Raw genomic sequence first — 25,735 nt, forward strand, 5'->3', positions numbered from 1 at the left:
AGACGGATATGGACATGACGGAGATCGAGACACGCAAGCAGACGGCGCGAAGCTGGTTCGAGAGCCTGCGCGACCAGATCTGCGCGGCGTTCGAAAAGCTTGAGGACGAAGCGCCGCCCGAGCTGTTTCCGGATGCCCCGGCCCGCTTCGTGCGCACACCCTGGCAACGCACCGACCACAGCGGCGCGGCGGGCGGCGGCGGCGTGATGTCGATGATGCGCGGCCGCCTGTTCGAAAAAGTCGGCGTGCACTGCTCCACCGTGCACGGCGAGTTCGCGCCCGAATTTCGCGCCCAGATTCCCGGCGCCGCGGAGGATCCGCGGTTCTGGGCATCCGGCATTTCGCTGATCGCGCACCTGCGCAGTCCGCATGTGCCGGCCGTGCACATGAACACGCGCTTCGTGGTGACCACCAAGGCCTGGTTCGGCGGCGGCGCCGACCTCACGCCGGTGCTCGACCGGCGCCGCACCCAGGACGACGCCGACACCGTCGCGTTCCACGGCGCGTTGCGCGACGCCTGCCATGCCCATCCCGCCGTCGCCCCCTACGACAAGTTCAGGGCCTGGTGCGACGAGTACTTCTACCTGCCTCACCGCAAGGAGGCGCGCGGCATCGGCGGCATTTTCTACGATTGGCTCGACAGCGGCAGCTGGGACGCCGATCTCGCTTTCACCAAGGATGTCGGCCGCGCCTTCCTCGCGATCTATCCGCAACTCGTGCGGCGCAACTGGGCGACCGCCTGGACCGACGCCGACCGCCAGGAGCAACTGGTGCGCCGCGGCCGCTATGTCGAGTTCAACCTGCTGTACGATCGCGGCACGATCTTCGGCCTGAAGACTGGCGGTAATGTCGATTCGATCCTGTCTTCGATGCCGCCGGAGGTGAAGTGGCCGTAACCTGAAAACGTGACCACGCCGCGCCCTCGCCCGTCATCTAGAGGAGCTTGTGCACCTCGAACAACTCGTTACAGGCGGTGCTCGCGGCGGAACCGTGCGACAGTCTGGTCGGCGATCCGCGTCAGGCTGTCCGGATCGGACGCGAAATCGCTCGCGAGCCAGGCGTCCTCGGCAAGCGTGAGAATATGGCCGAGCGCGGGCCCCTCGCCGATGCCACGCGCGATCATGTCCGCAGCCTTGATCGGAAACTTCGGTGCGGTCCAACGGTCGGGCAGCGTGGCGAGTTCGATCCAGCGCGGGTCGTCGTGGTCCCGGCCGGCACGCGCCCAGGCCAGCAGGATACGGTCGCGATAGTTGCGCACGCCAAGGCGGTACAGCCGCCGGCGGGCAAGCGCGTCGTCCATGCCTTTCAGCCGCCACCAGCGATGGCCCATGGAGTCGAGCTGCTTGGCCTCGGCGTTCGACAGCCGCAGGCGCTGCGCCAGCCGCCGCGCGTCCTCGGTGACCGCGACCGCGAGCGCGCCGAGCCGCAGCATTGGATCGGGCGCGCGCTGCAGCACAGCTTCGGCAGCCACCATCGCCGCGAACGCGCCGTGATAAGTGACGCCGCCGAGCAGCGCCAGCAGCAGCCCGCCATCGCCCATTGTCGTCAGTGCCTGCGCCGCATGCGGCGCCACCACGAGCTTGAGCATCTCCATCCGCACCCGCTCCGCCGACAACGTGGCGAGCCCACCGCGTGCGCGCGTGCAGGCCGCGACACCGTCGCCATCGAGCACGCCGGGGCCATAGGCCGCGGAGATGCGAAAGAAGCGCAGCACGCGGAGATAGTCCTCGGCGATGCGGGCATCGGGCTCGCCGATGAAACGCACCCGCCGCGCCGGAATGTCGGCGAGACCGCCGACATAATCGTGCACGACGCCGTCGGCCGACGCCGACAGCGCATTGATGGTGAAGTCGCGGCGTTCCGCGTCGCGCGCCCAGTCGCGCCCGAACACCACCTTCGCCTTGCGGCCATAGGTCTCGACGTCCTCACGCAGCGTCGTGATTTCGAACGGCTGACCGTCGACGATCACCGTCACCGTGCCGTGCTCGATGCCGGTCGGCACCGACTTGAAGCCGGCCGCGCCGGCGCGACGGACGACTTCCTGCGGCAGCGCCGTGGTCGCGATGTCGATGTCGCCGATCGGGCAGCCGATCAATGCGTTGCGCACCGCGCCGCCGACGACACGTGCCTCCTCGCCATCGCACCCCAGCAGCGCGAGCACGCGGCCTGCCGGCCCCTCGCGCAGCCATGGCGCGGCGCTCAGCAAGGGCTCGCTCATTTGTATGCCCCCGGCACCAGCTGCCCGTTCTCCATGTGCGCGGGCACATAGGTCGCGTTTGGCGGCGCTCCCGAATACGTCGTGAGCAGGGCGAGACTGACGATGGTCAGGAGCAGCGCTCCGATCAACAGCCTGACCACGACCACGGCAGGCCACGATGTCGGCGCCAACAGCCCGGCGCGCGTCGCGATCAGAAAGACGGCATAAGCCGCGAACGGAATCAGGAAGATACCGATCTCGGTCAGCAACGGCCGGATCATGGCTGCCTTCCCGAACAGGCCGCGACGGCCCGGACGATGCGCTCCGGTGCCGCGCCGCAGGCGACCATACTGGGATCACGGTTCATCACGCGACGATGATCCGTTCATACAGCACCCGCAGGATTCCCGCGGTGGCGCCCCAGATGTAACGTTCGGCGAACGGCATGGCGTAGTAGGACCGCATCATGCCGCGCCATTCCTTGCTGTGCACCTGATGATTGATGGGATCCATCAGAAACGCCAGCGGCACCTCAAACACCTCGTCGACCTCGTCGGCATTGACATGCAGGTCGAAGCCCGGGCGCACCCGCGCCACTGTCGGCAGGATGCGGAACCCGAAGCCCGTGGCATAGAGGTCGAGATAGCCGACCGGAGAGACAAACGCTCGGTCGAGCCCGATCTCCTCCTCGGCCTCGCGCAGCGCCGCATCCAGCGGCGTCGCGTCGATGGGATCAATCTTGCCGCCGGGAAACGAGATCTGCCCGGCATGATCGTTGAGGTGTGCAGAGCGCTGGGTCAGCAGCACCGTCGGCCTGTCGCGCTCGACGATGCCGATCAGCACCGCGGCCGGGCGGATCGGCCGCTCCTGCGCGACCACACGCAGCATCTGATCCGTGCCCTCGTCGCCGCTCCGCGGAATGATGCTTGCGTCGGTCAGCCCTGGCGGCACATCGAACGTCAGGCGCGCCTGTGCGCGCCCGAAGAATTCCGCCGAGGTGAGATCGGCGGTCGCGTCCCGCTTCAGTAACGGCTCGGTCAAGTCACGCCTCTTGCCTGCTCCGCGTCGGCCATCGCAAAAAACGCGCCCGCCGACGCCACGCCGAACTTGGCATGACCGTCGGCGATTCGCTCCTCGCCGAGCTCTACCAGATCGTAGTATATCGCCCGCGTCAGCCGTGCCCACAGACCGGCGCGGACATGCAGATAGGGCGTCAGGCCGCCGTCGGCAGCGCTTTCGAAACGCAATCCGTGCTCGGCATCACACCGCACCCAGTCGTCGACATTGGTGCGGAAGTGCAACTCCGTCCCCGCCGCGCCGTCCTCGCCCCGCATCTCGACCGCCAGAAACGGCGTATCGTCGACGCGGATACCGACCTTCTCGACCGGCGTGACCAGGAAATAGCTGTCGCCCTCGCGCTTGAGCACGGTCGAAAACAGCCTCACCAGGGCCGGCCGCCCGATCGGCGTGCCGAGATAGAACCAGGTGCCGTCACGTGCGATCCGTATGTCGAGATCGCCACAGAACGGCGGATTCCACAGGTGGACCGGCGGCAGCCCGCGCGCGCCGGCGTTGCGGGCCGCACCGGCAATATCGTCCAGCGCATTGCCGGTCTGCGGCCTCGCCGTCTGCCCTTGCTTCGCCATGGTTTGCCCCGACGCTCGCCCACTCAGTTTGGCACGATTGATGCAATCACGATGCGACCAAGATCGATGCAAAACGAACGGATGTAAACCGGGCTGATGCGGACCGAATTGAGACAGGTCGGAACGATGCAACCTGAACGGCGCGGCCCTGACGCAACGGCACGGTCTCCAACTCGTGATCGGCCCGCCCGACCTCTACGGATAAGGTGGGGAAAGCTTAATTCAAGGACATACATGGTCTTGCGGGAAGTCTAGCATGGAAGACGGAATGGGACAGTCCAGCCGCGGGCCATCGCGCACGGGTTTTACGCCCGGCAGAGCGGCGCTCCCCGGAGGCAGCGGCGAGCACCGGACTGGGCGATCCACAGGAGAGATCGATGGCAGACAGCGTTGAGAAACTGGAGGACGTGATCGTCCGTTCCGCGGAACAGGTGGCCGGGCAGATTCGCGCCGCGAAGGAGGCGATCGCAACCGTCATCTTCGGTCAGGACCGTGTCGTCGAGAACACGCTGGTGACCATCCTGTCCGGCGGCCACGCCCTCCTGATCGGTGTTCCAGGCCTTGCCAAGACCAAGCTGGTCGAAACGCTCGGCATCACGCTCGGGCTCGATGCCAAGCGCATCCAGTTCACCCCCGACCTGATGCCCTCCGACATCCTCGGCTCCGAAGTGCTGGACGAAAGCACCACCGGCAGGCGCTCGTTCCGCTTCATCGCGGGCCCCGTCTTCGCCCAGTTGCTGATGGCCGACGAGATCAACCGCGCCAGCCCGCGCACCCAGTCGGCGCTGTTGCAGGCCATGCAGGAGCAGCATGTCACCGTTGCCGGTGCGCGCCATGACCTGCCCAAGCCCTTCCATGTGCTGGCGACGCAAAACCCGCTGGAGCAGGAAGGCACCTACCCGCTGCCTGAGGCGCAGCTCGACCGCTTCCTGATGGAAATCGACGTCGACTATCCCGACCGCGATGCCGAACGCCGCATCCTGTTCGAGACCACCGGCGCCGAGGAAACCCAGGCCAAGGCCGCGATGACCCCGGAAGCGCTGATCGCCGCGCAGCGGCTGGTACGCCGCCTGCCGGTCGGCGATTCGGTGGTCGAGGCGATCCTGTCGCTGGTGCGCTCGGCACGTCCCGGTCCCGACAGCGGGGCCACCGGCAAGCTGATCGCATGGGGCCCGGGCCCACGCGCGAGCCAGGCCCTGATGCTCGCGGTGCGCGCCCGCGCGTTGCTCGACGGCCGCCTCGCCCCTTCGATCGACGACGTCGCCGACCTTGCCGAACCGGTGCTCAAGCACCGCATGGCGCTGACCTTCGCCGCCCGCGCCGAAGGCCAGACCATATCCGACGTCATCGGTCAATTGAAGGCGCGGATCGGCTGATGGCGGAGCGCGCGCCCCAGCAGACGCAACGAGAGACGCTTGCGGTCCGCCGCGCCGACGGCGAAAGCCGGACGCTCGCGGCATCGCTGCCGCGTCTCGTGCTGGAGGCACGCCGCATCGCGGCCAACGTCATCCATGGCCTGCACGGCCGCCGGCGCGCCGGCCCGGGCGAAAGCTTCTGGCAATACCGCCGCTTCGCCACCGGCGAACCGGCGCAGAACGTCGACTGGCGCCGTTCCGCGCGCGACGACCATCTCTACGTCCGCGAGCATGAGTGGGAGGCGGCGCATACCGTGTGGCTGTGGCCCGACCGCTCCGCCTCGATGGCGTTCGCCTCGAAGACCGCGCGCGACAGCAAGCTCGAACGCGGCCTGATCGTTAGCTTCGCCCTCGCCGAGCTGCTGGTCGCCGGCGGCGAGCGCGTCGGCATTCCCGGCCTGATGCCGCCGAGCGCGAGCCGCAATATCATCGACAAGATGGCCCAGGCCGTCCTGCACGACCGCAGCGATCGCCTGAGCCTGCCGCCGTCGTTCGTCCCCTCGCCGCTGTCGGAAATCCTCGTGCTGTCGGACTTCTGGACGCCGATCGGCGAGATCCGCACCATGCTGGCGGGCCTCTCCGCCTCCGGCGCGCACGGCATGCTGCTGCAGGTCGTCGATCCCGCCGAGGAAAGCTTCCCCTATTCCGGCCGCGTGCAATTCGTCGATCCGGAGGGCGGCGGCGAGATCACCGCCGGCCGCGCCGAGACCTGGGCGAGCGATTACGTCGCCCGCGTCGCGCGGCATCGCGCCGAGATCCGCGCCGAGACCAATCGCCTCGGCTGGCTGTTCTCCATCCACACCACCAGCCGCTCCGCCGCCGACCTCCTCCTGGTGCTGCACGGCAGCCTGAGCGCCGGCAGAGCCGGCACGCCCCTCAACGCGGGACAGCGCGCATGATCGGCGGCCTGCCTCTGTCGTTCGCCGAACCGCTGCTGCTCGTTGGACTGGTCAGCCTGCCGGTGCTGTGGTGGCTGCTGCGGGTGATGCCACCGCGGCCGCGGCGCATCGACTTTCCGCCGACCCGCCTGCTGTTCGACATCTCGCCGAAGGAAGAGACGCCGTCCCGCACGCCATGGTGGCTGACGCTGCTGCGCCTCGCCGCCGCCGCGCTGGTCATCCTTGCCGCCGCAGGGCCCGTCTGGAATCCGCAGAGCGCGGCGGGGCGCAGCAGCGGACCGCTGATCCTGCTGATCGATGACGGCTGGAGCGCGGCCGCAAGCTGGGACGCGCGGGTGCGCGCCGCCGACGAGCTGATCGCCAACGCAGACGGCGATCGCCGCGCGGTGACGCTGGTGCCGCTGTCGGAGCCGGCGCGCGACATCACGCTAATGCCCGCCGGCACCGCGCGGGTGGCGTTGCGCCAACTCGCCCCCAAACCCTACGCGGTGGAGCGCATCGAGACCCTGCCGGCCCTCCAGCGCTTCCTCGCCGCCACCGGCGACGCCGACATCGTCTGGCTGTCGGACGGCGTCGACACCGGCCGCGGCAGTGACTTCGTCGCTGGCCTCGGCAAGACGATCGGCGACCGCAGCCTGACCATTCTCGAGGGCGGCGTGCCGCCCGCGCATGCGCTGGCCGCCGCGGAGAATGCCGCCGCGAAGATGACCGTGAAGGTGCTGCGCGCGCGGGGCGGCGGCGCCGATGCCGGCCTCGTGCGCGCGCTCGACCAGAAGGGCGCGCCGATCAGCGAGACGCGCTTCGTGCTGTCGGCGCAGGATCTGGAGACCGAGGCCTCGTTCGACCTGCCGGTCGAGCTGCGCAACGACATTTCACGCCTCGAGATCGCCGGCGAACGCTCGGCCGGCGCCGTACAGCTGCTGGACAAGCGCTGGCGCCGGCGCGCCGTCGGCGTCATCAGCGGCGCGACCAGTGACACCGCGCAGCCGCTGCTGGCCTCGACCTTCTACCTGACGCGAGCGCTGGCGCCGTTCGCCGATGTCCGCCTCGGCGAGCGCGGCGCCCCGGCGCAGGGCATCGGCCAGTTCCTCGACCAGAAGCTGCCGATGATGATCCTCGCCGATGTCGGCACGCTGTCGCCGGACATCCGCGACCGGCTGAGCGCCTGGATCGACCAGGGCGGCGTGCTGGTGCGCTTCGCCGGCCCGCGCCTCGCTGCCGGCGACGACGACCTCGTGCCGGTCAAGCTGCGCCGTGGCGGCCGCACGCTGGGCGGCAGCCTGACCTGGGAAAAGCCGCAGCACCTCGCCGCATTCGCCGCGGACGGGCCGTTCGCGGGCGTCGCCGTACCGGCCGACGTCACCGTCAATCGCCAGGTGCTCGCCGAACCCGATCCGTCGCTCGCGACCCGCAGCTGGGCCTCGCTCGCCGACGGCACGCCGCTCGTCACCGGCGAGCGCCGCGGCAAGGGCATGGTGGTGCTGTTCCATGTCAGCGCGGACATCCGCTGGTCCGACCTGCCGCTGTCTGGCGCCTTTGTCGAAATGCTGCGGCGGATCGTCGACCTGTCCGGCTATACCGGCAATCCCGGCCCGGGTGTCGCGACCGAAGCAACCGCCAAGGATGCCGTCGCCCCGAGCCGCGTGCTCGACGGCTTCGGCGCATTCGGCCCGCCGCCGGCGACCGCCAAGCCGATCCCGGTCGATTTCCGCGATCGCGCCACCTTCGACCATCCGCCCGGCTTTTACGGCCCACCCGACGGCCCGGTCGCCGTCAACGCGCTGGCTGCCGCCGACCGCCTCGCCGCGCTCGACACATCGTCGCTCAGGGCGCGGCATGCCGCCTACACCAACACCGAACCGCGCGACCTGCGCGGCCTGATGCTGTCGACTGCGCTGGCGCTGTTCCTGATCGATGCGATCATCGTCGCCCTGCTCGGCGGCGGCATCGCCGCGCTGCTGCGCCGCCGTCCCGCGGCAGCCGCCAGCCTCGCCGCACTCGCCGTGATACTGACGCTCGCGGGGCAGGATCCTGCCGCGGCGCAGGACAGGACCCAGGCGCAGACGAAGCAAACCCAGACCAGGCCGGCTGCGCCGCCGCCTGCCGCGGCCAGCACGAGTGACGAAGCCGCGATCCGCGCGGTGTCGCAGACCCGCCTCGCCTATGTCGTCACCGGCAACGACGATGTCGATGGCATCGTCAAGGCCGGCATGTCGGGCCTCACCCTGTTCCTCGCGCAGCGCACCGCGCTCGAGGCCGGCGATCCGGTCGCGGTCGATCCGGCGAAGGACGAACTTGCGTTCTATCCACTGGTGTACTGGCCGGTGCTGCCGGGCGCGCCGAAACCGTCGCAGGAAGCGTTGAACAAGCTCGACGCCTACATGAAGCAGGGCGGGACGGTGCTGTTCGACACCCGCGACGCCGTCGAGGCGCCTCCCGGTGCCGGCGGCGATGCCCAGACGCCGGGCATGCAGACGCTGCGCAGCATCCTGTCCTCGCTCGACATCCCCGAGCTGGAGCCGGTGCCGCGCGAACATGTGCTGACCAAGACGTTCTATCTGCTGCGCGACTTCCCCGGCCGCTTCAACACCGGCCAGACCTGGGTCGAGGCGTTGCCGCGCGAGGACGACGACGACGCCAACGTGCGCCCGGCGCGCGGCGGCGACGGCGTGTCGCCGATCATCATCACCTCGAACGACCTCGCCGGCGCCTGGGCCATGCGGCCCGACGGCCAGCCGATGCTGCCGCTGACACCGGGCGAGCCGCGCCAGCGCGAGTTCGCGTTCCGCGCCGGCGTCAACATCGTGATGTACACGCTGACCGGCAACTACAAGGCCGACCAGGTGCACGTGCCGGCGCTGATCGAGCGGCTGGGACAGTAATGCGCCGCGGCTTCGCGGCGGACTATCTCCTCATCCTGAGGAGCCCGCACAGCGGGCGTCTCGAAGGATGAGACCCGTGAGGCCGAACGCGACGTTCAGGCCTCATGGTTCGAGACGGCGCTTCGCGCCTCCTCACCAGGAGGAGGACGGATGAGCCGGAAATAAATCTGCGTCGGCGCATGACGCCACAGGAGCAACATGGAGTACGGCATCGCCTTCGCACCGCTGGTTCCGACGACCGTGCTCTGGATCGGGCTCGGCGCCATTGTCGTGATCGCGGCGCTGCTGCTGGTGGGACGCGCCCGCGGCGCGGCGATCCGCGTCGCGGCGCTGGCGCTGATCCTGCTCGCGCTGGCCAATCCCTCGTTCACGCGCGAGGAGCGCGAACCATTGTCGTCGGTCGCCGCCGTTGTCGTCGACCGCAGCCCGAGCCAGAATTTCGGCGACCGCGCCAGGGAGAGCGAGGCGGCACGCACCGCGCTGGTCGACCGTCTCAAGCAGATCAAGGGCCTCGAGGTGCGCGTGGTCGATGCCGGTCAGGTCGACGGCGAGACCGACGGCACCAGGCTGTTCGGCGCGCTCAGCTCGGCGCTGTCCGACGTGCCCACCGACCGCGTCGCCGGCGCGTTCCTGATCACCGACGGCCGCGTTCACGACATTCCCGCCAACGCAGCGGCGATCGGCTTCTCCGCGCCGCTGCATGCGCTGATCACCGGCCGCAAGGACGAGCGCGACCGCCGCATCGCCATCGTCGCCGCGCCGCGCTTCGGCATTGTCGGCCAGCAGCAGACCATCACCTATCGCCTCGACGACCAGGGCGTCACCGGCCAGCAGGCCCGCGTCACCGTGCGGCGCGACGGCGAGGTGCTGAACGAGCGCCAGGTGCTGAGTGGCCAGACCGTCAGCATCGGCATCGACATTCCCCACGCCGGTCCCAACATCATCGAGATCGAGGCGACGCCGCTGCCCGACGAGCTGACGCCGGTCAACAACCGCGCCGTGGTGTCGATCGACGGCGTGCGCGACAAGCTGCGCGTGCTGCTGGTATCCGGCGAGCCGCACTCCGGCGAACGCACCTGGCGCAACCTGCTGAAGTCGGACGCCAGCGTCGACCTCGTGCACTTCACCATCCTGCGGCCGCCGGAAAAGCAGGACGGCACGCCGATCAACGAGTTGTCGCTGATCGCGTTTCCGACGCGCGAGCTGTTCCAGCAGAAGATCAACGAATTCCAGCTGATCATCTTCGACCGCTATGCCCGCCAGGGCGTGCTGCCGATCTCCTATTTCGACAACATCGCGCGCTATGTCCGCAACGGCGGCGCCGTGCTGGTGTCTGCGGGGCCGGACTACGCCTCGACCACCAGCATCTGGCGCACGCCGCTCGACAGCGTGCTGCCGGCCGAACCGGTCGGCGTCACCGAGAAGGCATTTGTGGCGCGGCTCACCGATGTCGGCAAGCGCCACCCGGTAACGCGCGGCCTCGATGGCTCGGCGAGCGATCCACCGCACTGGAGCCGCTTCTTCCGCCTCGTCGACACCCGCAACATCACTTCGCCGGCGCTGATGGAAGGCGCCGACAACAAGCCGCTGCTGGTGCTGTCACGCCAGGGCGAAGGCCGCGTCGCGCTGATCCTGTCCGACCACATCTGGCTGTGGGCGCGCGGCTATGAGGGCGGCGGCCCGCACCTCGACCTGCTGCGCCGCGTGTCGCACTGGCTGATGAAGCAGCCCGAGCTCGACGAGGAGGCGCTGCGCCTCGCCGTCCACGGCCATGAACTGCAGGTGACGCGCCAGACCATGGCCGATACCGCCGCGCCGGTGACCGTCACCTCGCCGTCCGGCGCGACCCGCACACTGAACATGACCGCGGGCGATCCCGGCCAGTGGCGCGCCATCACCGACGCCAACGAGCTTGGCCTGTGGCAGGCGACCGACGGCACGCTCAAGGCGCTGATCAATGTCGGCCCGGTCAACCCCAAGGAATTCTCCGAGGTCACCTCGACCACCGACACGCTGGCGCCGCTGACCCGCGCGACCGGCGGCGACACCCGCCGCATCGCCGACGCCTCCGGCATCACGGTGCCGCGCATCGTTCCGGTGCATTCGGCGACCTCGTTCCAGGGCGACGGCTGGCTCGGTGTGCGCATGCGCGACGCCAGCGTGGTGCGCGGCATCGGCGTGCTGCCGGTGTTCGCCGGCCTCGTCGGCCTGCTGCTGCTGATCGGCGCGCTCGCCGTCACCTGGGTGCGCGAGGGACGCTAGGTCACCGCGGCCTGCGCCCGGACGCCCGGCGCAGCCCTTTCAAACGAAAGAGCCCGCGGCGTCATCGCCGCGGGCTCTTTCGTCATCGGTCGGGATGGCGTCCCGATCGGGATCGGGAAACCAATCAGCGGATGCGGTGCACCCAGCCGAACTCGTCAGCGACGTCGCCGCGCTGGATGCCGACCAGCTTCGCCTTGATGGCAGCGGTGACGGGCCCGGTGGTGCCGTCGGCGACCACGATGTCGCCCTTGCTGCTCTTGATCTTGCCGATCGAGGCGACGACCGCGGCGGTGCCGCAGGCAAAGGCTTCCTTGAGCTTGCCGCTGGCGGCGTCGGCGCGCCACTGGTCGATGGAGTAACGCTCCTCGCGAACGGTGCGGCCTTCCTTGCGCGCCAGGGTGATGATGGCATCGCGGGTGATGCCCGGCAGGATGGTGCCGGAGAGCGGCGGCGTCACCAGCGAGCCGTCGTCCATCACCAGGAAGACGTTCATGCCGCCGAGCTCCTCGACCCAGCGGTGCTCGGCCGCATCGAGGAACACGACCTGGTCGCAGCCATTTTCCATCGCTTCGGCCTGGGCGAGCAGGCTCGAGGCATAGTTGCCGCCGCACTTGGCAGCGCCGGTGCCGCCCTCGGCGGCGCGGGTGTAGCGATCGGTCAGCCACACGGTCACCGGCTTCTCGCCACCCTTGAAGTAGGAGCCGACGGAGCTGGCGATCAGGATGAAGAGATATTCGTAGGACGGGCGCACGCCGAGGAAGGCCTCGGTGGCAAACATGAAGGGGCGCAGATAGAGACTGCCGTCGCCCTTCGGGATCCAGGCGGAATCGATCTTCACGAGTTCGTCGACCGCCTGCAGGAACATTGCTTCCGGCAGCTCCGGCATGGCCATGCGCGCGGCCGACGACTGGAAGCGGCGGGCGTTCTGGTCGGGGCGGAACAGGGCGATGGAGCCGTCGCCGAGGTTGTAGGCCTTGAGACCTTCGAAGATCTCCTGGCCGTAATGCAGCACCGCGGCCGCCGGATCGAGCGAGATCGGCGCACGCGCCCGCACCTGGGCGTCATGCCAGCCGCCGTCCTTGGTCCAGCGGATCGTGACCATGTGATCGGAGAACACCTTGCCGAAACCCGGGTCCTTCAGCAGGCCCGCCCGGACATCCGCCGGCACCGGCCGGTCAGTGGGGTGGCGCGTGAAGGTCGTTTTCGAAAGGTCGTTCATCGGAAAGAATCCCTGTAAAGCGCATGTCTTCGCTTGGGTTTGTTTCGATAAGCCCTGTGTTGACCAAGTCAAGCGCGCACCCGGAATAGCCGCCCGTTGACCCCCGCAGGACATCGATCGGGGCGGGGACAACTTCATGGCGGCCCACCGGACCGGATGGCACCGCCCGCACGAGGCGGCCCCGCCGGTGTTGCCCAAATCCATCACTCGCACGCCGCCTGCCACTGCATCGCCGCGGCCAGGCGGTCCGACGTTGACAGTCTGCCGCACCCCGAGCGATGTTACATTGTAACATTCGCAAGGCGCAGGGGATGGGCTGGCTGAGGCCGAGGATCAGGCGGGGGGCGGTGCTGGCGCTGGTCGCGCTGGCGCTGCAGCTCGTGCTGTCATTCGGCCATGTCCATGCCGGCAGCTTCGGCCAGCTCACCAACCCCGGCCAGACCACCGCCTCGGCGCCGACGACGCCTGATCAGGATCCGGATGGCGGCAGCGCCGATGCCTGCGCCATCTGCGCCACCATCGCGCTCGCCGACACACTGCTGCTGTCGGCGCCGCCGACGTTGTCGCCGCCGCTCGCCTTCGTGGTGACGCGGACGCGCATCACCTCCCATGCCGTCGTCGTCCAGCCGACACGCACGGCCTTCCGCTCCCGCGCCCCTCCTGTCGTGACCGCGATCGTCTGACCGTCCCGGCCCAAGCCGCGACCATCCGGCTGCAGCCCTGACGGCCCCGCTCCGCATGCGGAGCGTTCCGCCGTAACCGCAAGCCTCATCCGTGAGGCGCGGCGCGATCTCCATCAGGATTTTCAGGCATGTTCTCTCCCGTATCCATTCGTTCGATTCTGCTCGGCACCACGGCAATGCTGGTGTTCGCGGGCGCCGCCCGCGCGCAGGCCCCCGCTCCCGACGCGACACCGGCTCCAGCCGCCCCGGCAGCGCCAGCCACGCCGCCAGCTGTGACCGCACCGGCCGCACCCGCGCCGCGCGTGCCGACAATCGCCGCCGTGCCCGGCAGCACCCAGTTGCCGGCGGTGCAGGTGAACGCGCCACGCCGCCCGCTCCAGCCGCGCCGGCCGCATATCCGCGCCGCGGCCACCACCGTCGGCAAGCCGCCGACCGAAGCGGAGATCGTCGGCCGCCAGATCACGACGCTGGACGGTGCGCGAACACAGATACTGACGCCGATCGGCACCGCGCCGACGGTGCTCGATCAGGCCGCGATTCAGGCGATGCCGCAGGCCAGCAACGCGCCGCTCGACAAGGTGCTGTTGCAGACCCCCGGCGTGACACAGGACTCCGCCGCCAGCGGCTCGCTCCACATCCGCAACGAGCACGCCAACGTGCAGTACCGCATCAATGGCATCATGCTGCCCGACGGCGTCGGCGCGTTCGGCCAGATCATCGACACCGGCATCGTCGGCAGTCTCGCGCTGATCACCGGCGCGCTGCCGGCACAGTACGGCCTGCGCACGGCCGGCGTCGTCGACATCCAGACCAAGACCGACGCGTTCAACAATTCCGGCGTCGCCAGCATCTACGGCGGCAGCCACGGCACGATCACGCCGAGCTTCGAATACGGCGGCACGGCCGGCAACACGCAGTACTTCGTGTCCGGGCGCTATTTCGGCAGCGACCTCGGCCTCGAAAACCCGACGCCGAACCGCAGCGCCATCCACGACCACACCGATCAGGGCAAGGGCTTCGTCTACCTGTCGACGCTGATCGACGATACGTCGCGACTGGTGTTCATCGGCGGCACCTCGACGTCGAGCTACCAGATTCCGAACAATCCGGGACAGCCAGTCGGCACCTCCAGCGGCGGCAACCCGTTCGTCACCTATCCCTTCAATTCCGCCCAGCTCAACGAGCGGCAGTTCGAGAACAACCAGTTCGGCGTGCTCGCCTACCAGAAGTCGATCAACGGCCTCGACCTGCAGCTCGCCTACTTCACGCGCTACAGCACCGTGCACTTCATGCCGGATGTCGCCGGCGATCTCGCCTTCAACGGCGTCGCCTCCGACGTCTACCGCCGCAGCTATGTCAACGGCCTGCAGGCCGATGCCTCCTACAAGCTCACCGACAGCCACACCCTGCGCTTCGGCGCCCAGGTCAGCGGCGAGAAGACGCTGGTCAGCAACACCTCGGCGGTGCTGCCGGTCGACGCCGACGGCAACACCACCACCGACAATCCCTTCACCATCAACGATGCCAGCGCCAAGCTTGGCTGGCTGGTGAGCACCTATCTGCAGGACGAGTGGAAGATCACCAACCAGCTGACGCTCAATGCCGGCCTGCGCTTCGACCAGATGTACTCCTACACCGACGCCAACCAGCTTAGCCCGCGCATCAGCCTGACCTACAAGCCCTTCGACGGCACCACCTTCCACGCCGGCTACGCCCGCAACTTCACGCCACCGTCGCAGGTGCTGGCGGCGCCGACCAACCTCGCGCTGGTCAACGGCACGACGCAACAGCCCGGAGTTGGCCAAAATGATCCCGTACTGCCGGAGCGCTCGCACGTCTTCGACGTCGGCGTCACCCAGCAGTTCGGCAAGCATCTCGAGGTTGGCATCGACGCCTATTACAAGATCGCCACCGACCTGCTGGACGACGGCCAGTTCGGCGCCGCCTACGTGCTGACGGCATTCAACTACGCCAAGGGCAACAACATCGGCGTCGAGCTCAAGGCGAGGTATACCGACGGCAATTTCACCGCCTACGCCAACTTCGCAGCGGCGCGGCAGATGGCGACCAACGTCGTATCGAACCAGTACCTGTTCGACCCGGAGGAACTCGCCTACATCGCCGGGCACTACGTCTACACCGACCACAGCCAGATCATTTCCGGTTCGGCGGGAGCGTCCTACCTGTGGAACGGCACGCGCTTTAGTGCCGACCTGATCTACGGCAGCGGCCTGCGCAGCGGCTTCGCCAACACAGGCTCGCTGCCTTTCTACTCGCAGGTCAATCTCGGCGTGTCGCGGGAGTTCATGACGCCGGCCTTCCCCAAGCCGATGACCGTGCGCTTCGACGTCGTCAACCTGTTCGACAGCGTCTACGAGATCCGCAACGGCTCAGGCATCGGCGTGTTCGCGCCGCAGTACGGGCCGCGCCGCGGCTTCTTTGTCGGCCTGTCGCAGAAACTCTAGGCCGGATGCGTTTCCGGCCGCCTGCGCCGGAGACGCGCCTGCCCGGCAGGGGATTGCGACACCTGCGTCGGTTGACAGCCCCGGCTCCATCTGTGATGTTATATTATAACATCACGCCCGATCGGCCATTGACCGACCGCCGCGTCGATGCGGGGCGGCAATGGACTGGCTGAGATCACGAGGCAGGCACGGAGCGTGGCTGGCGCTGATGGCGCTGGCGATGCAGCTCGTGCTGTCGTTGGGGCATGTCCACATCGAGGGCGTCGCCCACACCGCGCCACTGATCACCGCGCACGTCACCGGCAACAGCCATGGCGCGCGGCACGGTCCGCTGCAGCATCATGACCATCAGACGAACGGCGGCCACTGCACGGCGTGCAGTGGCCTCGCGTTCGCAGGGCTGTGGCTTGCCGCAATCCCACCGGCGCTGCCGCTGCCGGCCGTTTTCACATTGCGCAGCCAAACGGTCGCCGTCGCGCAGGCCGACCTCGATGCCGGCCGCATCGCTTTCCAGCCCCGCGCACCGCCTCACGCCTGATCCCGACGACGTCGCCGCGGCCGGACGCCTGTCCGCGCACCGCGTCCTCACGCCATCGCTGCGCCCCCGCGAGCGGAAGGCTCGTCCCTGCGCGCCGCCGCGCAGCCGTCTCCGATCAGGATTTTTGTCCATGTCCCGTCTTCGTCCCCGTCACATTCTTCTCGGCAGCACCGCCCTCGCCGCCTGGCTCGCCGTCGGCGCCGGCGCCACGGCCCAGGAGGCAGGCACCGCCGCCGCGTCGACGGCCACGCCGACCAGCGCGACCCCGCTGCCCGGTATCGTCGTCAGTGCTCCCTCGCCGATCGTGCGCCGCGCGCCGGCCCGCACCGCCACGGCAGCCGGCAGCGGCGTCCGCCGAGCGCAAGCCGCGCCCGCCGCGCGACAGGCGGCGACGCCGGCAGTCCCGCCACCGCAGCAGGAGCCGCCACGCGGCACGCTGCCGATCGTCACCGACCAGTTCGCAACGGTCACCGTGGTGCCGAACGAAGAGATCCGCGCCAGCGGCGCCGCAACGCTCGGCGATCTCCTGCTCAACAAGCCGGGCATCACCGGATCGTCATTCGCGCCGGGCGGCTCGAGCCGCCCGATCATCAGAGGTCTCGACGTCAACCGTGTCGGCATTGTCGAGAACGGCATCGGCGGCGGCGGCGTGTCCGATCTCGGCGAGGATCATTTCGTACCGATCGACCCGCTCACCACCAACCAGGTCGAGGTCATCCGCGGCCCGGCAACGCTGCGCTACGGCTCGCAGTCGATCGGCGGCGTGGTCAGCGCCAGCAACAACCGCATTCCCGAGACTCTGCCCTGCGCGCAGCCGTTCCAGGGCTACGGCCTGATGCCGGTGAAGACGCCGTTATCAGCCTCGAGCGGTCCGTGCGTCAGCATGGAAACGCGTGGTGGCCTGTCCAGCGTCGACGACGGCCGTGACGGCGCGGTGCTGCTCGACGCCGCCGGCAACAACGTTGCCATCCATGCCGACGGCTACCTGCGCACCACCGGCGACTACCGCGTGCCGACCAGCCCCTACCGCTTCGATCCCGACCGTCCCTGGAACGGACGGCAGGCGAACTCGGCGACGCGTTCGGAAGGCGGCTCGGTCGGTGGTTCCTACATCTTCGACGGCGGCTTCCTCGGCCTCGCGGTGGTGCAGAACAACAGCCTCTATGGCATTCCTGGCATCGACGGCGAGCAGCACCGCACGCGCATCGACGCCCACCAGACCAAGATCATGTCGAAGGGCGAGTACCGGCCGGACACGCCGTTCGTCGACGCCATCCGCTTCTGGGTCGGCGCCACCGACTATCGCCACAACGAGCTTGGCCTCGCCGATCCCAACAACCTCGGCTCGGACGGCGTGCGCCAGACCTTCACCAACAAGGAGCAGGAAGGCCGCGTCGAGGTGCAGCTCGCGCCCTTCAACCTGCGCTTCGCCAGCCTCACCACTGCCATCGGCGTCCAGGCGTCGCACCAGGAACTGACGGCCGGCAGCCCCGACGATCCGACGGCCCAGTTCAACGGCCTGTGGGACCCCAACCGCAACACCCGCGTCGCCGGCTACCTGTTCAACGAGTTCAGGTTCAGCGAGACGACGAGGGCGCAGGTAGCCGGCCGGATCGAGCATGTCAGCTTCAACGGCACCACGCCGGACTTCCCGGCGGATTATATGCCGGACGGCCTCGACCGCCCGAACGTGCAGCGCAGCCCGCACTTCACGCCGAAGAGCGTCAGCGTCGGCCTGATCCAGAACCTGCCGTGGGATCTCGTCGCCAGCGTCACCGCGCAGTACACCGAGCGCGCGCCGAAGGCGGCTGAGCTATTCTCGCGCGGCGCGCACGACGCCACCGCGACATTCGACATCGGCAACCCCAACCTGACGATCGAGGCGGCGAAGTCGATCGAGGTCGGGCTGCGGCGCGCCACCGGCCCGCTGCGCTTCGAGGCGACCGCGTACTACACGCGCTACAGCGGCTTCATCTACCGCAACCTGACCGGCGCCTTATGCGGCGAGGACTTCAACTCCTGCGGCGACGGCAATCCGAACAACGAGGGCCGTCTCGCGGTGTACGCGCAGCGTGACGCCACCTTCCGCGGCGGCGAGATCCAGGTGCAGTACGACGTGCTGCCGATCGCCGGCGGCCTGTTCGGCGTCGAGGGCCAGTACGACATCGTGCGTGCGACCTTCACCGATGGCAGCAACGTGCCGCGCATTCCGCCGCAGCGGCTCGGCGGCGGCGCCTACTGGCGCGACGCCAACTGGCTCGCCAAGGTCAACCTGCTGCACGCCTTCGCCCAGAACGACGTCAGCGACAGCGAGACCTCGACGCCCGGCTACAACCGCCTGCGCGCCGAGCTGAGCTACCGCACCAGGATCCCGCATCCTGGCTACGGCATCTCGGAGGTGGCTGTCGGCATCGTCGGCGACAACCTGCTCAACGCCGCGATCCGCGACAGCGTGTCCTACACCAAGGACGAGGTGCTGCTGCCCGGCCTGAACGTGCGGCTGTTCGCCAGCACGAAGTGGTGACGCGGTCAGGTCCGCGCTCCTCATGATGAGGAGCGCGGCATGCTCTGCATCCTTCAAAGCGAGGTGGCCGGGACAGGCCCGGCCACGATAGAACTTAGAACCTGGAGTTTGAAGTAGAGACAGCCATCAGCGCACCGCTTCGGGCGCGCTCCAGTCGGGGCGGATCGCGCCGCTGACGCCTTCGAAGGCGCCCTCGACCAGCTCCGCGACCAGCAGACGGCGGGTGTCGACCGGGCCCGGCATGGTGGCCCGTCCCTTCGGGATCGGCTTGAAGCCAGCCTTGGTGTAATACGCGGCATCCCCGACCAGCACGACAAGGCGATGGCCGGCAGCCCTGGCGTCCTGCAGCGCGCGCGCCAGCAAGGCTTTGCCGACACCGCGATCACGGAACGGCGGCTCGACGGTCAGCGGCCCCAGCAGCAGCGCCGGGGTGTCGCCGATGCATACCGGCAGCTGGCGCACCGAACCGACCAGCAGCGTGCCGATATGGGCAGTAAAGGACAGGCTGAGGCGGTGGCCGACATGCTCACGCAGCCGATAGGCGCTGAGCACGAACCGGCCGGGACCGAACGTGCGCTCGAGCAGCCGCTCGATCGCCTGGGCATCGTTGGCGGTTTCCGGCAGGATGGTCAGGGACAGGTCGCTCATGGCTGCGCCGCATAGCATCTGGCGCCGGGGCGGTCCATGGCGGAGATGCCCGGCGCGCGGGAACGCGGTCAGCTCCAGTCCGGCGACAGCGGCGCTCCCTGCAGCACCTCGGCGATGCGCCGCCGGGTGCCCCGCGTGGTGTCCTCGGGCAGCGCGTCGAGGGCATAGAAGCCGGTGGCGATGATCTCGCGGTTCGGCGCCGGCACGCCGGCCTGGCGGAACGTGCGCACAACATAGACGGCGACATGGTCGCGGCGCGACACCCGACGGTTGAAGAACATGCCGTGCAGCACCGCCGGCGCAGCAAGCTCGATCTGGCCTTCCTCCCACAGCTCGCGCGTCAAGGCCTCATGGCAGGTCTCGCCGACCTCGACGCCACCGCCGGGCAGGTGCCAGCCGGAAACATAGGAGTGCTTCACCAGGAACACGCGCCCCTCGGCGTCGACCACGAGGCCACGCACGCCGAGCGTCATGCCGCGCGCGAACCGCCAGTAGAGGTGGAACACCCGGCGAAGCGCGGGTTCGAGCGCGGTGCGCAGCGGTTGCAGGTTCATGGCGTCGCGATCCCAGCCCTCCGCGCCCGCTGGTCGCAGGACGCACCACAGGGCTTGCATCGTCCGGCCCGCGTTGTCAAAACCCTGCTCGCGTGTCACCGCCGCCGACACGCCGGCAAGGGATCGCGCGCCGATGACCAGTTTTACCCTCGCCCATCTTTCCGACCCGCATCTGGCGCCGATGCCGCGGCCACGGCTGCGGGAGCTCGCAGGCAAGCGGATGATCGGCTACGTCAACTGGACGCGCAACCGCCACAAGGTTCACCGCCGCGAGGTGATCGACACGCTCGTCGCCGACCTCAAGGCGCACCGCCCCGACCACATCGCCGTCACCGGCGACCTCGTCAACATCGCGCTGCCCGCCGAAATCAGCCATGCGGCCGACTGGCTGCACGGCGTCGGCCCGGCTGCCGACGTCACGCTGGTGCCGGGCAATCATGATGCCTATGTCGCCGGCGCGGCCGTCCATGTGGCGCGGGCGTGGGGCGACTACATGCGCGGCGACGACGCCGATGCGGCGCGGTTTCCGTTCATGCGGCGGCGCGGACCGCTGACGCTGATCGGCGTGACCACCGCGGTGCCGACACCGCCATTCCGCGCCACCGGCGAACTCGGCCCGGCGCAGGTCGCAGCTCTCGACACGCTGCTCGCCAGCCTGCGCGACGACAACAGCTTCCGCGTGCTGCTGCTGCATCATCCGCTGCAATCGGCGCCGCATCGCCACCACGCGCGATTGACCGATTCGGCGGCGCTGCGCGCGCTGCTGCAGCGCCATGGTGTCGACCTCGTGTTGCACGGCCACGACCACCGCCACGCCGTGGCCTATGTCGACGGCCCGGCGACGCGCATTCCGGTGATCGGCGTGCCGTCGGCGTCCGTCGCCGGCGGCGGCCACCGCGAGCCGGCGGCCTACAACCTGCTGGCGATCCAGCGCGGCGACAACGGCTGGCACGTGGAGATGACGACGCGCGGCTTGCGGCACGGCGCCGTGGCCGAGTTGCGCAAGGACATGCTGCTGTAGGCGCGACGCGCTCGCTGGCGCGCCAGCTCCCGACTGTCCCGCAAGGATGATCCGGAGGCGAATGAAGGATGGCGTCCGGACGGACGCCGTTACATGCTGCGCAGCGCGGCGATCAGCGCGATGCCGAACAGCACCGCCATGCCGGCAACGAAACCGCCGGCGAACACCCACCAGGCCTTGCGGTTCGGCGCGGTCACGGCGGTGGCGGCAGCCACCGGCGCAGACGTCGCGGCGGCAGTGGACACCACCGGCGCGGCAACCGCGGCAGCAGCCGCGCCCTCGGCGGGCAGCGGCATGGTGACGAGAGCATGCTCGCGCTCGATCATGCGGCGGGCGACATAGTCGGTGACGGCATCGACGATCGCCTTCACCTCATGCGATTCGGCCAGCACGATGCGGCCGAAGCGGGTGTCCTGGACGAAACGGTAGATGCGCTTGTCGCGCCCCATCACGACATGGGCGACGACATCGATCCACAGCCGCGGGGTGTCGCCCCGGCTGATGCCACGGTCGAACAGATCGACCGTGTCGGGAATCTCGGAAAACAGCGGATCCAGCGCCTCGTTGAGGATCTCCAGGCGGGCAACCTCGGCGTCGCGCAGGTCGACCACCACCGCGGTGCGGTCGGCGGCTTCGATCCGGGCCTTGCGCAGCGCATCGCGCAGCCGCGTCGGCCGTGCGTCGCCGGTCATGTCGGTTTCGAGGTTTGGCACGCCCGCGATCCTTTGAGTTGCATTCGCCCTGCGTGCTTAACCTACCAGTAACCATCGGCCGGGCAAAGGGCCCGGAACCTGCCAATCGCCTGAAATCCCTGTCCTAAAATGAGATGACAGTGCCTACAGCGCTGTCATCGACGGCCGGTCGCAAACGACAACGGCCCCGCCCGGGACGGGGCGAGGCCGTGCCTCCTTGGTCGTTTCTTGGAAGGCGGCCGCCCGCCGGACGCGCCGGCGCAGCGGCAAAATCCGATCAGGCCATCGCGCGGCGCGGCTCTTCCACGATCGAGAAGCGAACGTTGCAGCGATGCCGGTTCTTCTCCGACAGGGTGCGCCAGGCGTCCTCGGCCTCACGGCGCGACGGGAACGGACCCTCGACCTGGGAGGTGCCGTGGACCAGCGTATGGAAGTTCAGCGACCGGAACTCACCGCCCACCACCCAAAAATGCGTACCGTGCATGGTCCTCACTCCTGTTTGCGACATTCGTGACAAGTGCGTCGCGACATCTGGTGTGGAGATAACGCCGAATCCGCGAGAAGCGCCAGATGGCTTGATATCGAACAGTGATGCGATGTAACATCCACACTTGTAATAAATGTCACTTTGTAAAAATTGTAAATTTTACAGCCTTTGACAAAGGCCAGGAGACGACATGGCGGCGGAATCCGGAAAGAAGCTGTTCGTCGGCCCCCGCTTCCGGCGGATCCGCCAGCAGTTGAACCTGTCGCAGACCCAGATCGCCGAAGGGCTCGGCATCTCCCCGAGCTACGTCAACCTGATCGAGCGCAACCAGCGGCCGGTGACGGCGCAGATCCTGCTGCGCCTCGCCGAGACCTATGACCTCGACCTGCGCGACCTCGCCGCCGCCGACGAGGACCGCTTCTTCGCCGAGCTCAACGAGATCTTCTCCGACCCGCTGTTCCGCCAGATCGATCTGCCCAAGCAGGAGCTGCGCGACCTCGCCGAGCTCTGCCCCGGCGTCACCCACGCGCTGCAGCGCCTCTATGCAGCCTACACGGAGGCCCGCCGCGGCGAGACCCTGGCAGCGGCGCAGGTCGCCGACCGCGACGAGGGCGCGCGCTTCGAGGCCAATCCGATCGAGCGGGTGCGCGACCTGATCGAGGCCAACCGCAATTACTTCCCCGAACTCGAGCAGGCTGCCGAGGGCCTGCGCGACACGCTCGGCGCCACGGCGCAGGACCTGTTCGCCGCCATCGGCACGCGGCTACGCGAGAAGCACTCGATCACCGTGCGCATCATGCCGGTGGACGTGATGCGCGAAACGCTGCGCCGCTTCGACCGCCATCGCCGGCAACTGCTGCTGTCCGAACTGGTCGACCTGCCGAGCCGCTCATTCCACCTCGCCTTCCAGACCGCGCTGTCGGAATTCGGCCCGGTCGTCGAGGCCATCGTCAACCGCGCCGGTCCGCTCCACGACACCGCGCGGCGGCTCTACCGCATCACGCTCGCCAACTACTTCGCCGCCGCAACGATGATGCCCTATCAGGACATCCACAGCGCCGCCGAGACGCTCGGCTACGACGTCCATGTCATCGCCCAGCGTTTCGGCGCGAGCTTCGAGCAGGTGTGCCACCGCCTGACCACGCTGCAGCGGCCGAACGCGCGCGGCGTGCCGTTCTTCCTGCTGCGCGTCGACAATGCCGGCAATGTCTCCAAGCGCTTCTCGTCGGGCACCTTCCCGTTCTCGAAGTTCGGCGGGACATGTCCGCTATGGAATGTGCACTCGACCTTCGACACGCCCGACCGCCTGCTGCGCCAGATCGTCGAGATGCCCGACGGCAGCCGCTACTTCTCGATCGCCCAGACGCTGCGCCGCCCCGTCGCGCCTCACCCTCACCTGCAACCGCGCTTCGCCATCGGCCTCGGCTGCGACATCCGATCAGCCTCAAAGCTGGTCTATGCGGTCGGCATGGACCTCGAGAAAGCGGAGGGCACGCCCATCGGTGTCAACTGCCGCCTGTGCGAACGCGAGAACTGCGCCCAGCGCGCCGAACCGCCGCTAACCCGCACGCTCATTCTCGACGAGAGCACACGACGGATGTCGAGCTTTGCGTTCAGCAATGCGCGGGAGTTGTGACGTCCCTTCACAAAACCTTGCACACTGCAGAAAGTAAGGACAACAATCAGACCCGTTAAACAACAAAGGTTGTCGCAGCGAAGCTTTCGAAAGTGGCTTGTTATGCTCAGCAATTTTTTTCAGTTACCAGGCATACCAACAGAAATTGGAGACCAGGACGCCTTCTTCAAACTAGCTGGAGAAGAGAAGCGAATTCAAAGTAAGTTATATCGCCCCTCGCACCTTAAAAGCCCCCAAACTCCGCAACGGTGGATCGTTCGGGACCGCCAATTTATTGAGTTCAGCTTCTCCAAAACCTTGATTGAAGAAATTGAATTTAATAAATGCACATTTATCGATTGCTTATTCATCGGCAGCGTATTCAAAAACTGCCGCTTCTCTGAATGCACATTTATTAGCTGCAATACTTACCGCGTCGAGTTTGCTGACGTATACTTGGACCCAAGATCGTTTTCTAAATGCCTAGATGAAGAGCGACACCAGAATATAGGGGTGCACCTGTACCAAGAGCTTCTAAACAACAGTCGAAGACAATCACAGCCAGATTTCGCACATTATGCCCTGTTCGAGTTTCGCCGATGGTTACGACTTGAGCAGTGCTATCAATTCCGAAAAAATCATAAACAAATGAGAATAAGCCGCACGCAAGTCAAACTCGCTCTCAGGATAGCAACAAGCTGGGCATTTCAGAAATTTATCGGCTTCGGAGTTCGCTTGAGAAACTATATCCTCACAGCAACGGCGGCTGCTTCAGCACTCACGATCTTCAATCATTATTTCTCGGCGCAACTCGGCCTAAAAATCAATGGAGAACCCCTCTCGTCACCGATTGATGCCTTTTACTTTACGATCATTACTCTAACGACAATTGGATACGGAGATATCACGCCAACAAGCCCCCTTGGACGAGTTCTTGTCGCCGGAGAGGGAATTATTGGATTTGTCCTCTTCGCAACCCTTGCATCAATGATCTACCGAAAGATTTTGCCTTAGGGGGAAAAATGCTATCTAAGTGCATTTTTGGCTCGACCGCGCGGAATTGTCTTGACGCTTATAGTGACCGAGATTTCCTAGTAATAGGAACGTCAAAACAAGAACTAACCGATGCATCGCGCGCTTGGTCCACCAATGGCTGGTCTGTCTCAACCTTCACGCATGAACAAATTTCGGGAATGGCAGATCGCGGCTCGCTATTTCTGCAACATCTAAAGCAGGAAGCGATTATTATTCGAGACGACAGCAGCTTCTTTTCCTCTCTGTTGGCCCAATACCGGCCCAAAAGAAACTACCAGCAAGAACTGTCTGACAGCCTACGGCTGCTGCTTAGCCTCTCCCGAGAACGTCTAGATTATTGGCCGATGCTATGTTCAGCGGACATAGCCTACACCGCAATTCGCAATATCGGAATCTGTCGCCTTGCCGAACAAGGTACATTCATATTTGGCTACCTTGATTTAATAGAGCACCTTGAAAGGGAAAATAGCACAACGCCAACAAGACTAGCAGCCCTGCGGCATCTCCGCGCAATGAAGCACAGTTATAGGAGACGTCTTGTCTCGAACTTCTCATTGCACGTTCTATGCGATGCATTGGAAGGCGCTCGTGATCTGCTTTTGCTCAATGACATCCCAGCCTCCCCAACGAAGGTATTCTCCGGATATAGCGAACTTCGCCTGTTAGAGCTTAAGCTGGTCGGAAAAGTCGACCCCCGCTATCTCGATAGCCTATCACCGCACGATCCTCTTGCCACTGCATGGGCAATTATCTGCGATCCCCGAGGATATCCAAATCAGCCAAAATTCAAAAATCATAGATGGATAGCGAGCGTTAACGACATAGCGGACGAACGTTTTGGCGCTGCCTGATCGCATACACAGCCGACGCACACAATTTTCACTGCCCACCGACACGCCCGACTATCGTGGCTTTCAGGCGACTCCGCCGGGAAAACTTTCCGCTTTGCGCTG

Annotated in this window: 22 protein-coding genes; 13 read left to right on the forward strand and 9 right to left on the reverse strand. The window is 67.0% G+C overall.

All coding sequences use genetic code 11. The features are described from left to right. Positions 1–8 precede the first annotated feature (8 nt). Positions 9–896, forward strand: a complete 888-nt coding sequence (gene hemF / locus JQ639_RS09930) for an oxygen-dependent coproporphyrinogen oxidase (protein ID WP_211965947.1) — start codon at positions 9–11, stop codon at positions 894–896. Positions 897–964: 68 nt separating this feature from the next. On the opposite strand, the gene JQ639_RS09935 is transcribed toward hemF, so the two are convergent. The 4 genes from JQ639_RS09935 to JQ639_RS09950 all read right to left on the reverse strand — a co-directional run bounded on the left by JQ639_RS09935 (position 965) and on the right by JQ639_RS09950 (position 3,843). Continuing rightward, a complete protein-coding gene (locus JQ639_RS09935) occupies positions 965–2,218 on the reverse strand; it encodes a CCA tRNA nucleotidyltransferase (protein ID WP_211965948.1) in 1,254 nt (417 codons plus the stop codon). Further along, positions 2,215–2,478 carry a DUF6111 family protein gene (locus JQ639_RS09940; RefSeq protein WP_211965949.1) on the reverse strand — a complete coding sequence of 88 codons (264 nt, stop codon included), beginning with the start codon at positions 2,476–2,478 and terminating at the stop codon, positions 2,215–2,217. Before JQ639_RS09940 ends, JQ639_RS09935 begins: the two co-directional genes overlap by 4 nt. 85 nt (positions 2,479–2,563) lie before the next feature. Next, positions 2,564–3,238: a CoA pyrophosphatase gene (locus tag JQ639_RS09945; RefSeq protein ID WP_211965950.1), complete on the reverse strand. Its 675-nt coding sequence runs from the start codon at positions 3,236–3,238 to the stop codon at positions 2,564–2,566. After that, positions 3,235–3,843, reverse strand: coding sequence for a DUF1285 domain-containing protein (locus JQ639_RS09950; RefSeq protein WP_211965951.1), 609 nt, complete (start codon positions 3,841–3,843; stop codon positions 3,235–3,237). Before JQ639_RS09950 ends, JQ639_RS09945 begins: the two co-directional genes overlap by 4 nt. Before the next feature lie 377 nt (positions 3,844–4,220). On the opposite strand from JQ639_RS09950, the gene JQ639_RS09955 reads away from it, so the two are divergent. From JQ639_RS09955 to JQ639_RS09970, 4 genes are all read left to right on the forward strand, one after another. Beyond that, the gene (locus JQ639_RS09955; protein WP_211965952.1) at positions 4,221–5,219 is read left to right on the forward strand and encodes an AAA family ATPase; all 999 of its coding nucleotides are present in this window, start codon (positions 4,221–4,223) and stop codon (positions 5,217–5,219) included. Further along, positions 5,219–6,157 carry a DUF58 domain-containing protein gene (locus JQ639_RS09960; protein WP_211965953.1) on the forward strand — a complete coding sequence of 313 codons (939 nt, stop codon included), beginning with the start codon at positions 5,219–5,221 and terminating at the stop codon, positions 6,155–6,157. The genes JQ639_RS09955 and JQ639_RS09960 overlap by 1 nt, the downstream gene beginning before the upstream one ends. Further along, on the forward strand, positions 6,157–9,039 hold the full coding sequence (locus JQ639_RS09965; protein WP_211966547.1) for a DUF4159 domain-containing protein: 2,883 nt from the start codon (positions 6,157–6,159) through the stop codon (positions 9,037–9,039). The genes JQ639_RS09960 and JQ639_RS09965 overlap by 1 nt, the downstream gene beginning before the upstream one ends. Positions 9,040–9,237: 198 nt before the next feature. Further along, positions 9,238–11,301: a hypothetical protein gene (locus JQ639_RS09970; protein ID WP_211965954.1), complete on the forward strand. Its 2,064-nt coding sequence runs from the start codon at positions 9,238–9,240 to the stop codon at positions 11,299–11,301. 124 nt (positions 11,302–11,425) lie between these two features. On the opposite strand, the gene JQ639_RS09975 is transcribed toward JQ639_RS09970, so the two are convergent. Further along, positions 11,426–12,520, reverse strand: coding sequence for a branched-chain amino acid aminotransferase (locus tag JQ639_RS09975; protein WP_211965955.1), 1,095 nt, complete (start codon positions 12,518–12,520; stop codon positions 11,426–11,428). Between the two features lie 311 nt (positions 12,521–12,831). Here JQ639_RS09975 and JQ639_RS09980 point away from each other — a divergent pair, with 311 nt between their 5' ends. From JQ639_RS09980 to JQ639_RS09995, 4 genes are all read left to right on the forward strand, one after another. Then, on the forward strand, positions 12,832–13,203 hold the full coding sequence (locus tag JQ639_RS09980; RefSeq protein WP_211965956.1) for a DUF2946 family protein: 372 nt from the start codon (positions 12,832–12,834) through the stop codon (positions 13,201–13,203). Between the two features lie 128 nt (positions 13,204–13,331). Continuing rightward, entirely contained in the window at positions 13,332–15,668 is a 2,337-nt protein-coding gene (locus JQ639_RS09985) for a TonB-dependent receptor (RefSeq protein WP_249123040.1), read from the forward strand. A gap of 160 nt (positions 15,669–15,828) precedes the next feature. After that, complete coding sequence (locus tag JQ639_RS09990) at positions 15,829–16,206, forward strand: DUF2946 family protein (RefSeq protein WP_211974967.1); 378 nt, start codon at positions 15,829–15,831, stop codon at positions 16,204–16,206. A 130-nt stretch (positions 16,207–16,336) separates the two neighbouring features. Then, complete coding sequence (locus JQ639_RS09995) at positions 16,337–18,730, forward strand: TonB-dependent receptor (protein ID WP_211965958.1); 2,394 nt, start codon at positions 16,337–16,339, stop codon at positions 18,728–18,730. A gap of 126 nt (positions 18,731–18,856) precedes the next feature. Here JQ639_RS09995 and JQ639_RS10000 read toward each other — a convergent pair whose 3' ends face one another. Then, positions 18,857–19,378 (reverse strand): GNAT family N-acetyltransferase, encoded by a 522-nt coding sequence (locus JQ639_RS10000; RefSeq protein ID WP_211965959.1) that lies wholly within the window; start codon positions 19,376–19,378, stop codon positions 18,857–18,859. A gap of 68 nt (positions 19,379–19,446) precedes the next feature. Beyond that, complete coding sequence (locus JQ639_RS10005) at positions 19,447–19,932, reverse strand: NUDIX domain-containing protein (protein WP_211965960.1); 486 nt, start codon at positions 19,930–19,932, stop codon at positions 19,447–19,449. Positions 19,933–20,065: 133 nt separating this feature from the next. Here JQ639_RS10005 and JQ639_RS10010 point away from each other — a divergent pair, with 133 nt between their 5' ends. Continuing rightward, positions 20,066–20,953, forward strand: a complete 888-nt coding sequence (locus tag JQ639_RS10010; RefSeq protein WP_211965961.1) for a metallophosphoesterase family protein — start codon at positions 20,066–20,068, stop codon at positions 20,951–20,953. 89 nt (positions 20,954–21,042) lie between these two features. Here the strand turns inward: JQ639_RS10010 and JQ639_RS10015 are convergent, their stop codons facing one another. Beyond that, a complete protein-coding gene (locus JQ639_RS10015) occupies positions 21,043–21,645 on the reverse strand; it encodes a hypothetical protein (RefSeq protein ID WP_211966549.1) in 603 nt (200 codons plus the stop codon). Positions 21,646–21,922: 277 nt separating this feature from the next. Continuing rightward, positions 21,923–22,129 (reverse strand): DUF4170 domain-containing protein, encoded by a 207-nt coding sequence (locus JQ639_RS10020; protein ID WP_211965962.1) that lies wholly within the window; start codon positions 22,127–22,129, stop codon positions 21,923–21,925. Between the two features lie 193 nt (positions 22,130–22,322). Between JQ639_RS10020 and JQ639_RS10025 the strand changes: the two genes are divergently transcribed. The 3 genes from JQ639_RS10025 to JQ639_RS10035 all read left to right on the forward strand — a co-directional run bounded on the left by JQ639_RS10025 (position 22,323) and on the right by JQ639_RS10035 (position 25,633). Then, positions 22,323–23,768, forward strand: a complete 1,446-nt coding sequence (locus tag JQ639_RS10025; protein ID WP_211965963.1) for a helix-turn-helix domain-containing protein — start codon at positions 22,323–22,325, stop codon at positions 23,766–23,768. Between the two features lie 102 nt (positions 23,769–23,870). After that, complete coding sequence (locus tag JQ639_RS10030) at positions 23,871–24,761, forward strand: ion channel (RefSeq protein WP_211965964.1); 891 nt, start codon at positions 23,871–23,873, stop codon at positions 24,759–24,761. 179 nt (positions 24,762–24,940) lie between these two features. Further along, positions 24,941–25,633 (forward strand): hypothetical protein, encoded by a 693-nt coding sequence (locus tag JQ639_RS10035; RefSeq protein WP_211965965.1) that lies wholly within the window; start codon positions 24,941–24,943, stop codon positions 25,631–25,633. Positions 25,634–25,735: the final 102 nt, after the last annotated feature.

The organism is Bradyrhizobium sp. U87765 SZCCT0048 (assembly GCF_018131225.1).
Lineage (GTDB): Bacteria > Pseudomonadota > Alphaproteobacteria > Rhizobiales > Xanthobacteraceae > Bradyrhizobium_A.

Bases quoted from the DNA above. Each gene is read 5' to 3' on its own strand.
- hemF (WP_211965947.1), top strand. From the start codon at position 9: ATGGACATGACGGAGATCGAGACACGCAAGCAGACGGCGCGAAGCTGG.
- JQ639_RS09935 (WP_211965948.1), bottom strand. From the start codon at position 2,218: ATGAGCGAGCCCTTGCTGAGCGCCGCGCCATGGCTGCGCGAGGGGCCG.
- JQ639_RS09940 (WP_211965949.1), bottom strand. From the start codon at position 2,478: ATGATCCGGCCGTTGCTGACCGAGATCGGTATCTTCCTGATTCCGTTC.
- JQ639_RS09950 (WP_211965951.1), bottom strand. From the start codon at position 3,843: ATGGCGAAGCAAGGGCAGACGGCGAGGCCGCAGACCGGCAATGCGCTG.
- JQ639_RS09955 (WP_211965952.1), top strand. From the start codon at position 4,221: ATGGCAGACAGCGTTGAGAAACTGGAGGACGTGATCGTCCGTTCCGCG.
- JQ639_RS09960 (WP_211965953.1), top strand. From the start codon at position 5,219: ATGGCGGAGCGCGCGCCCCAGCAGACGCAACGAGAGACGCTTGCGGTC.
- JQ639_RS09970 (WP_211965954.1), top strand. From the start codon at position 9,238: ATGGAGTACGGCATCGCCTTCGCACCGCTGGTTCCGACGACCGTGCTC.
- JQ639_RS09975 (WP_211965955.1), bottom strand. From the start codon at position 12,520: ATGAACGACCTTTCGAAAACGACCTTCACGCGCCACCCCACTGACCGG.
- JQ639_RS09980 (WP_211965956.1), top strand. From the start codon at position 12,832: ATGGGCTGGCTGAGGCCGAGGATCAGGCGGGGGGCGGTGCTGGCGCTG.
- JQ639_RS09985 (WP_249123040.1), top strand. From the start codon at position 13,332: ATGTTCTCTCCCGTATCCATTCGTTCGATTCTGCTCGGCACCACGGCA.
- JQ639_RS09990 (WP_211974967.1), top strand. From the start codon at position 15,829: ATGGACTGGCTGAGATCACGAGGCAGGCACGGAGCGTGGCTGGCGCTG.
- JQ639_RS09995 (WP_211965958.1), top strand. From the start codon at position 16,337: ATGTCCCGTCTTCGTCCCCGTCACATTCTTCTCGGCAGCACCGCCCTC.
- JQ639_RS10000 (WP_211965959.1), bottom strand. From the start codon at position 19,378: ATGAGCGACCTGTCCCTGACCATCCTGCCGGAAACCGCCAACGATGCC.
- JQ639_RS10005 (WP_211965960.1), bottom strand. From the start codon at position 19,932: ATGAACCTGCAACCGCTGCGCACCGCGCTCGAACCCGCGCTTCGCCGG.
- JQ639_RS10010 (WP_211965961.1), top strand. From the start codon at position 20,066: ATGACCAGTTTTACCCTCGCCCATCTTTCCGACCCGCATCTGGCGCCG.
- JQ639_RS10015 (WP_211966549.1), bottom strand. From the start codon at position 21,645: ATGACCGGCGACGCACGGCCGACGCGGCTGCGCGATGCGCTGCGCAAG.
- JQ639_RS10020 (WP_211965962.1), bottom strand. From the start codon at position 22,129: ATGCACGGTACGCATTTTTGGGTGGTGGGCGGTGAGTTCCGGTCGCTG.
- JQ639_RS10025 (WP_211965963.1), top strand. From the start codon at position 22,323: ATGGCGGCGGAATCCGGAAAGAAGCTGTTCGTCGGCCCCCGCTTCCGG.
- JQ639_RS10030 (WP_211965964.1), top strand. From the start codon at position 23,871: ATGCTCAGCAATTTTTTTCAGTTACCAGGCATACCAACAGAAATTGGA.
- JQ639_RS10035 (WP_211965965.1), top strand. From the start codon at position 24,941: ATGGCAGATCGCGGCTCGCTATTTCTGCAACATCTAAAGCAGGAAGCG.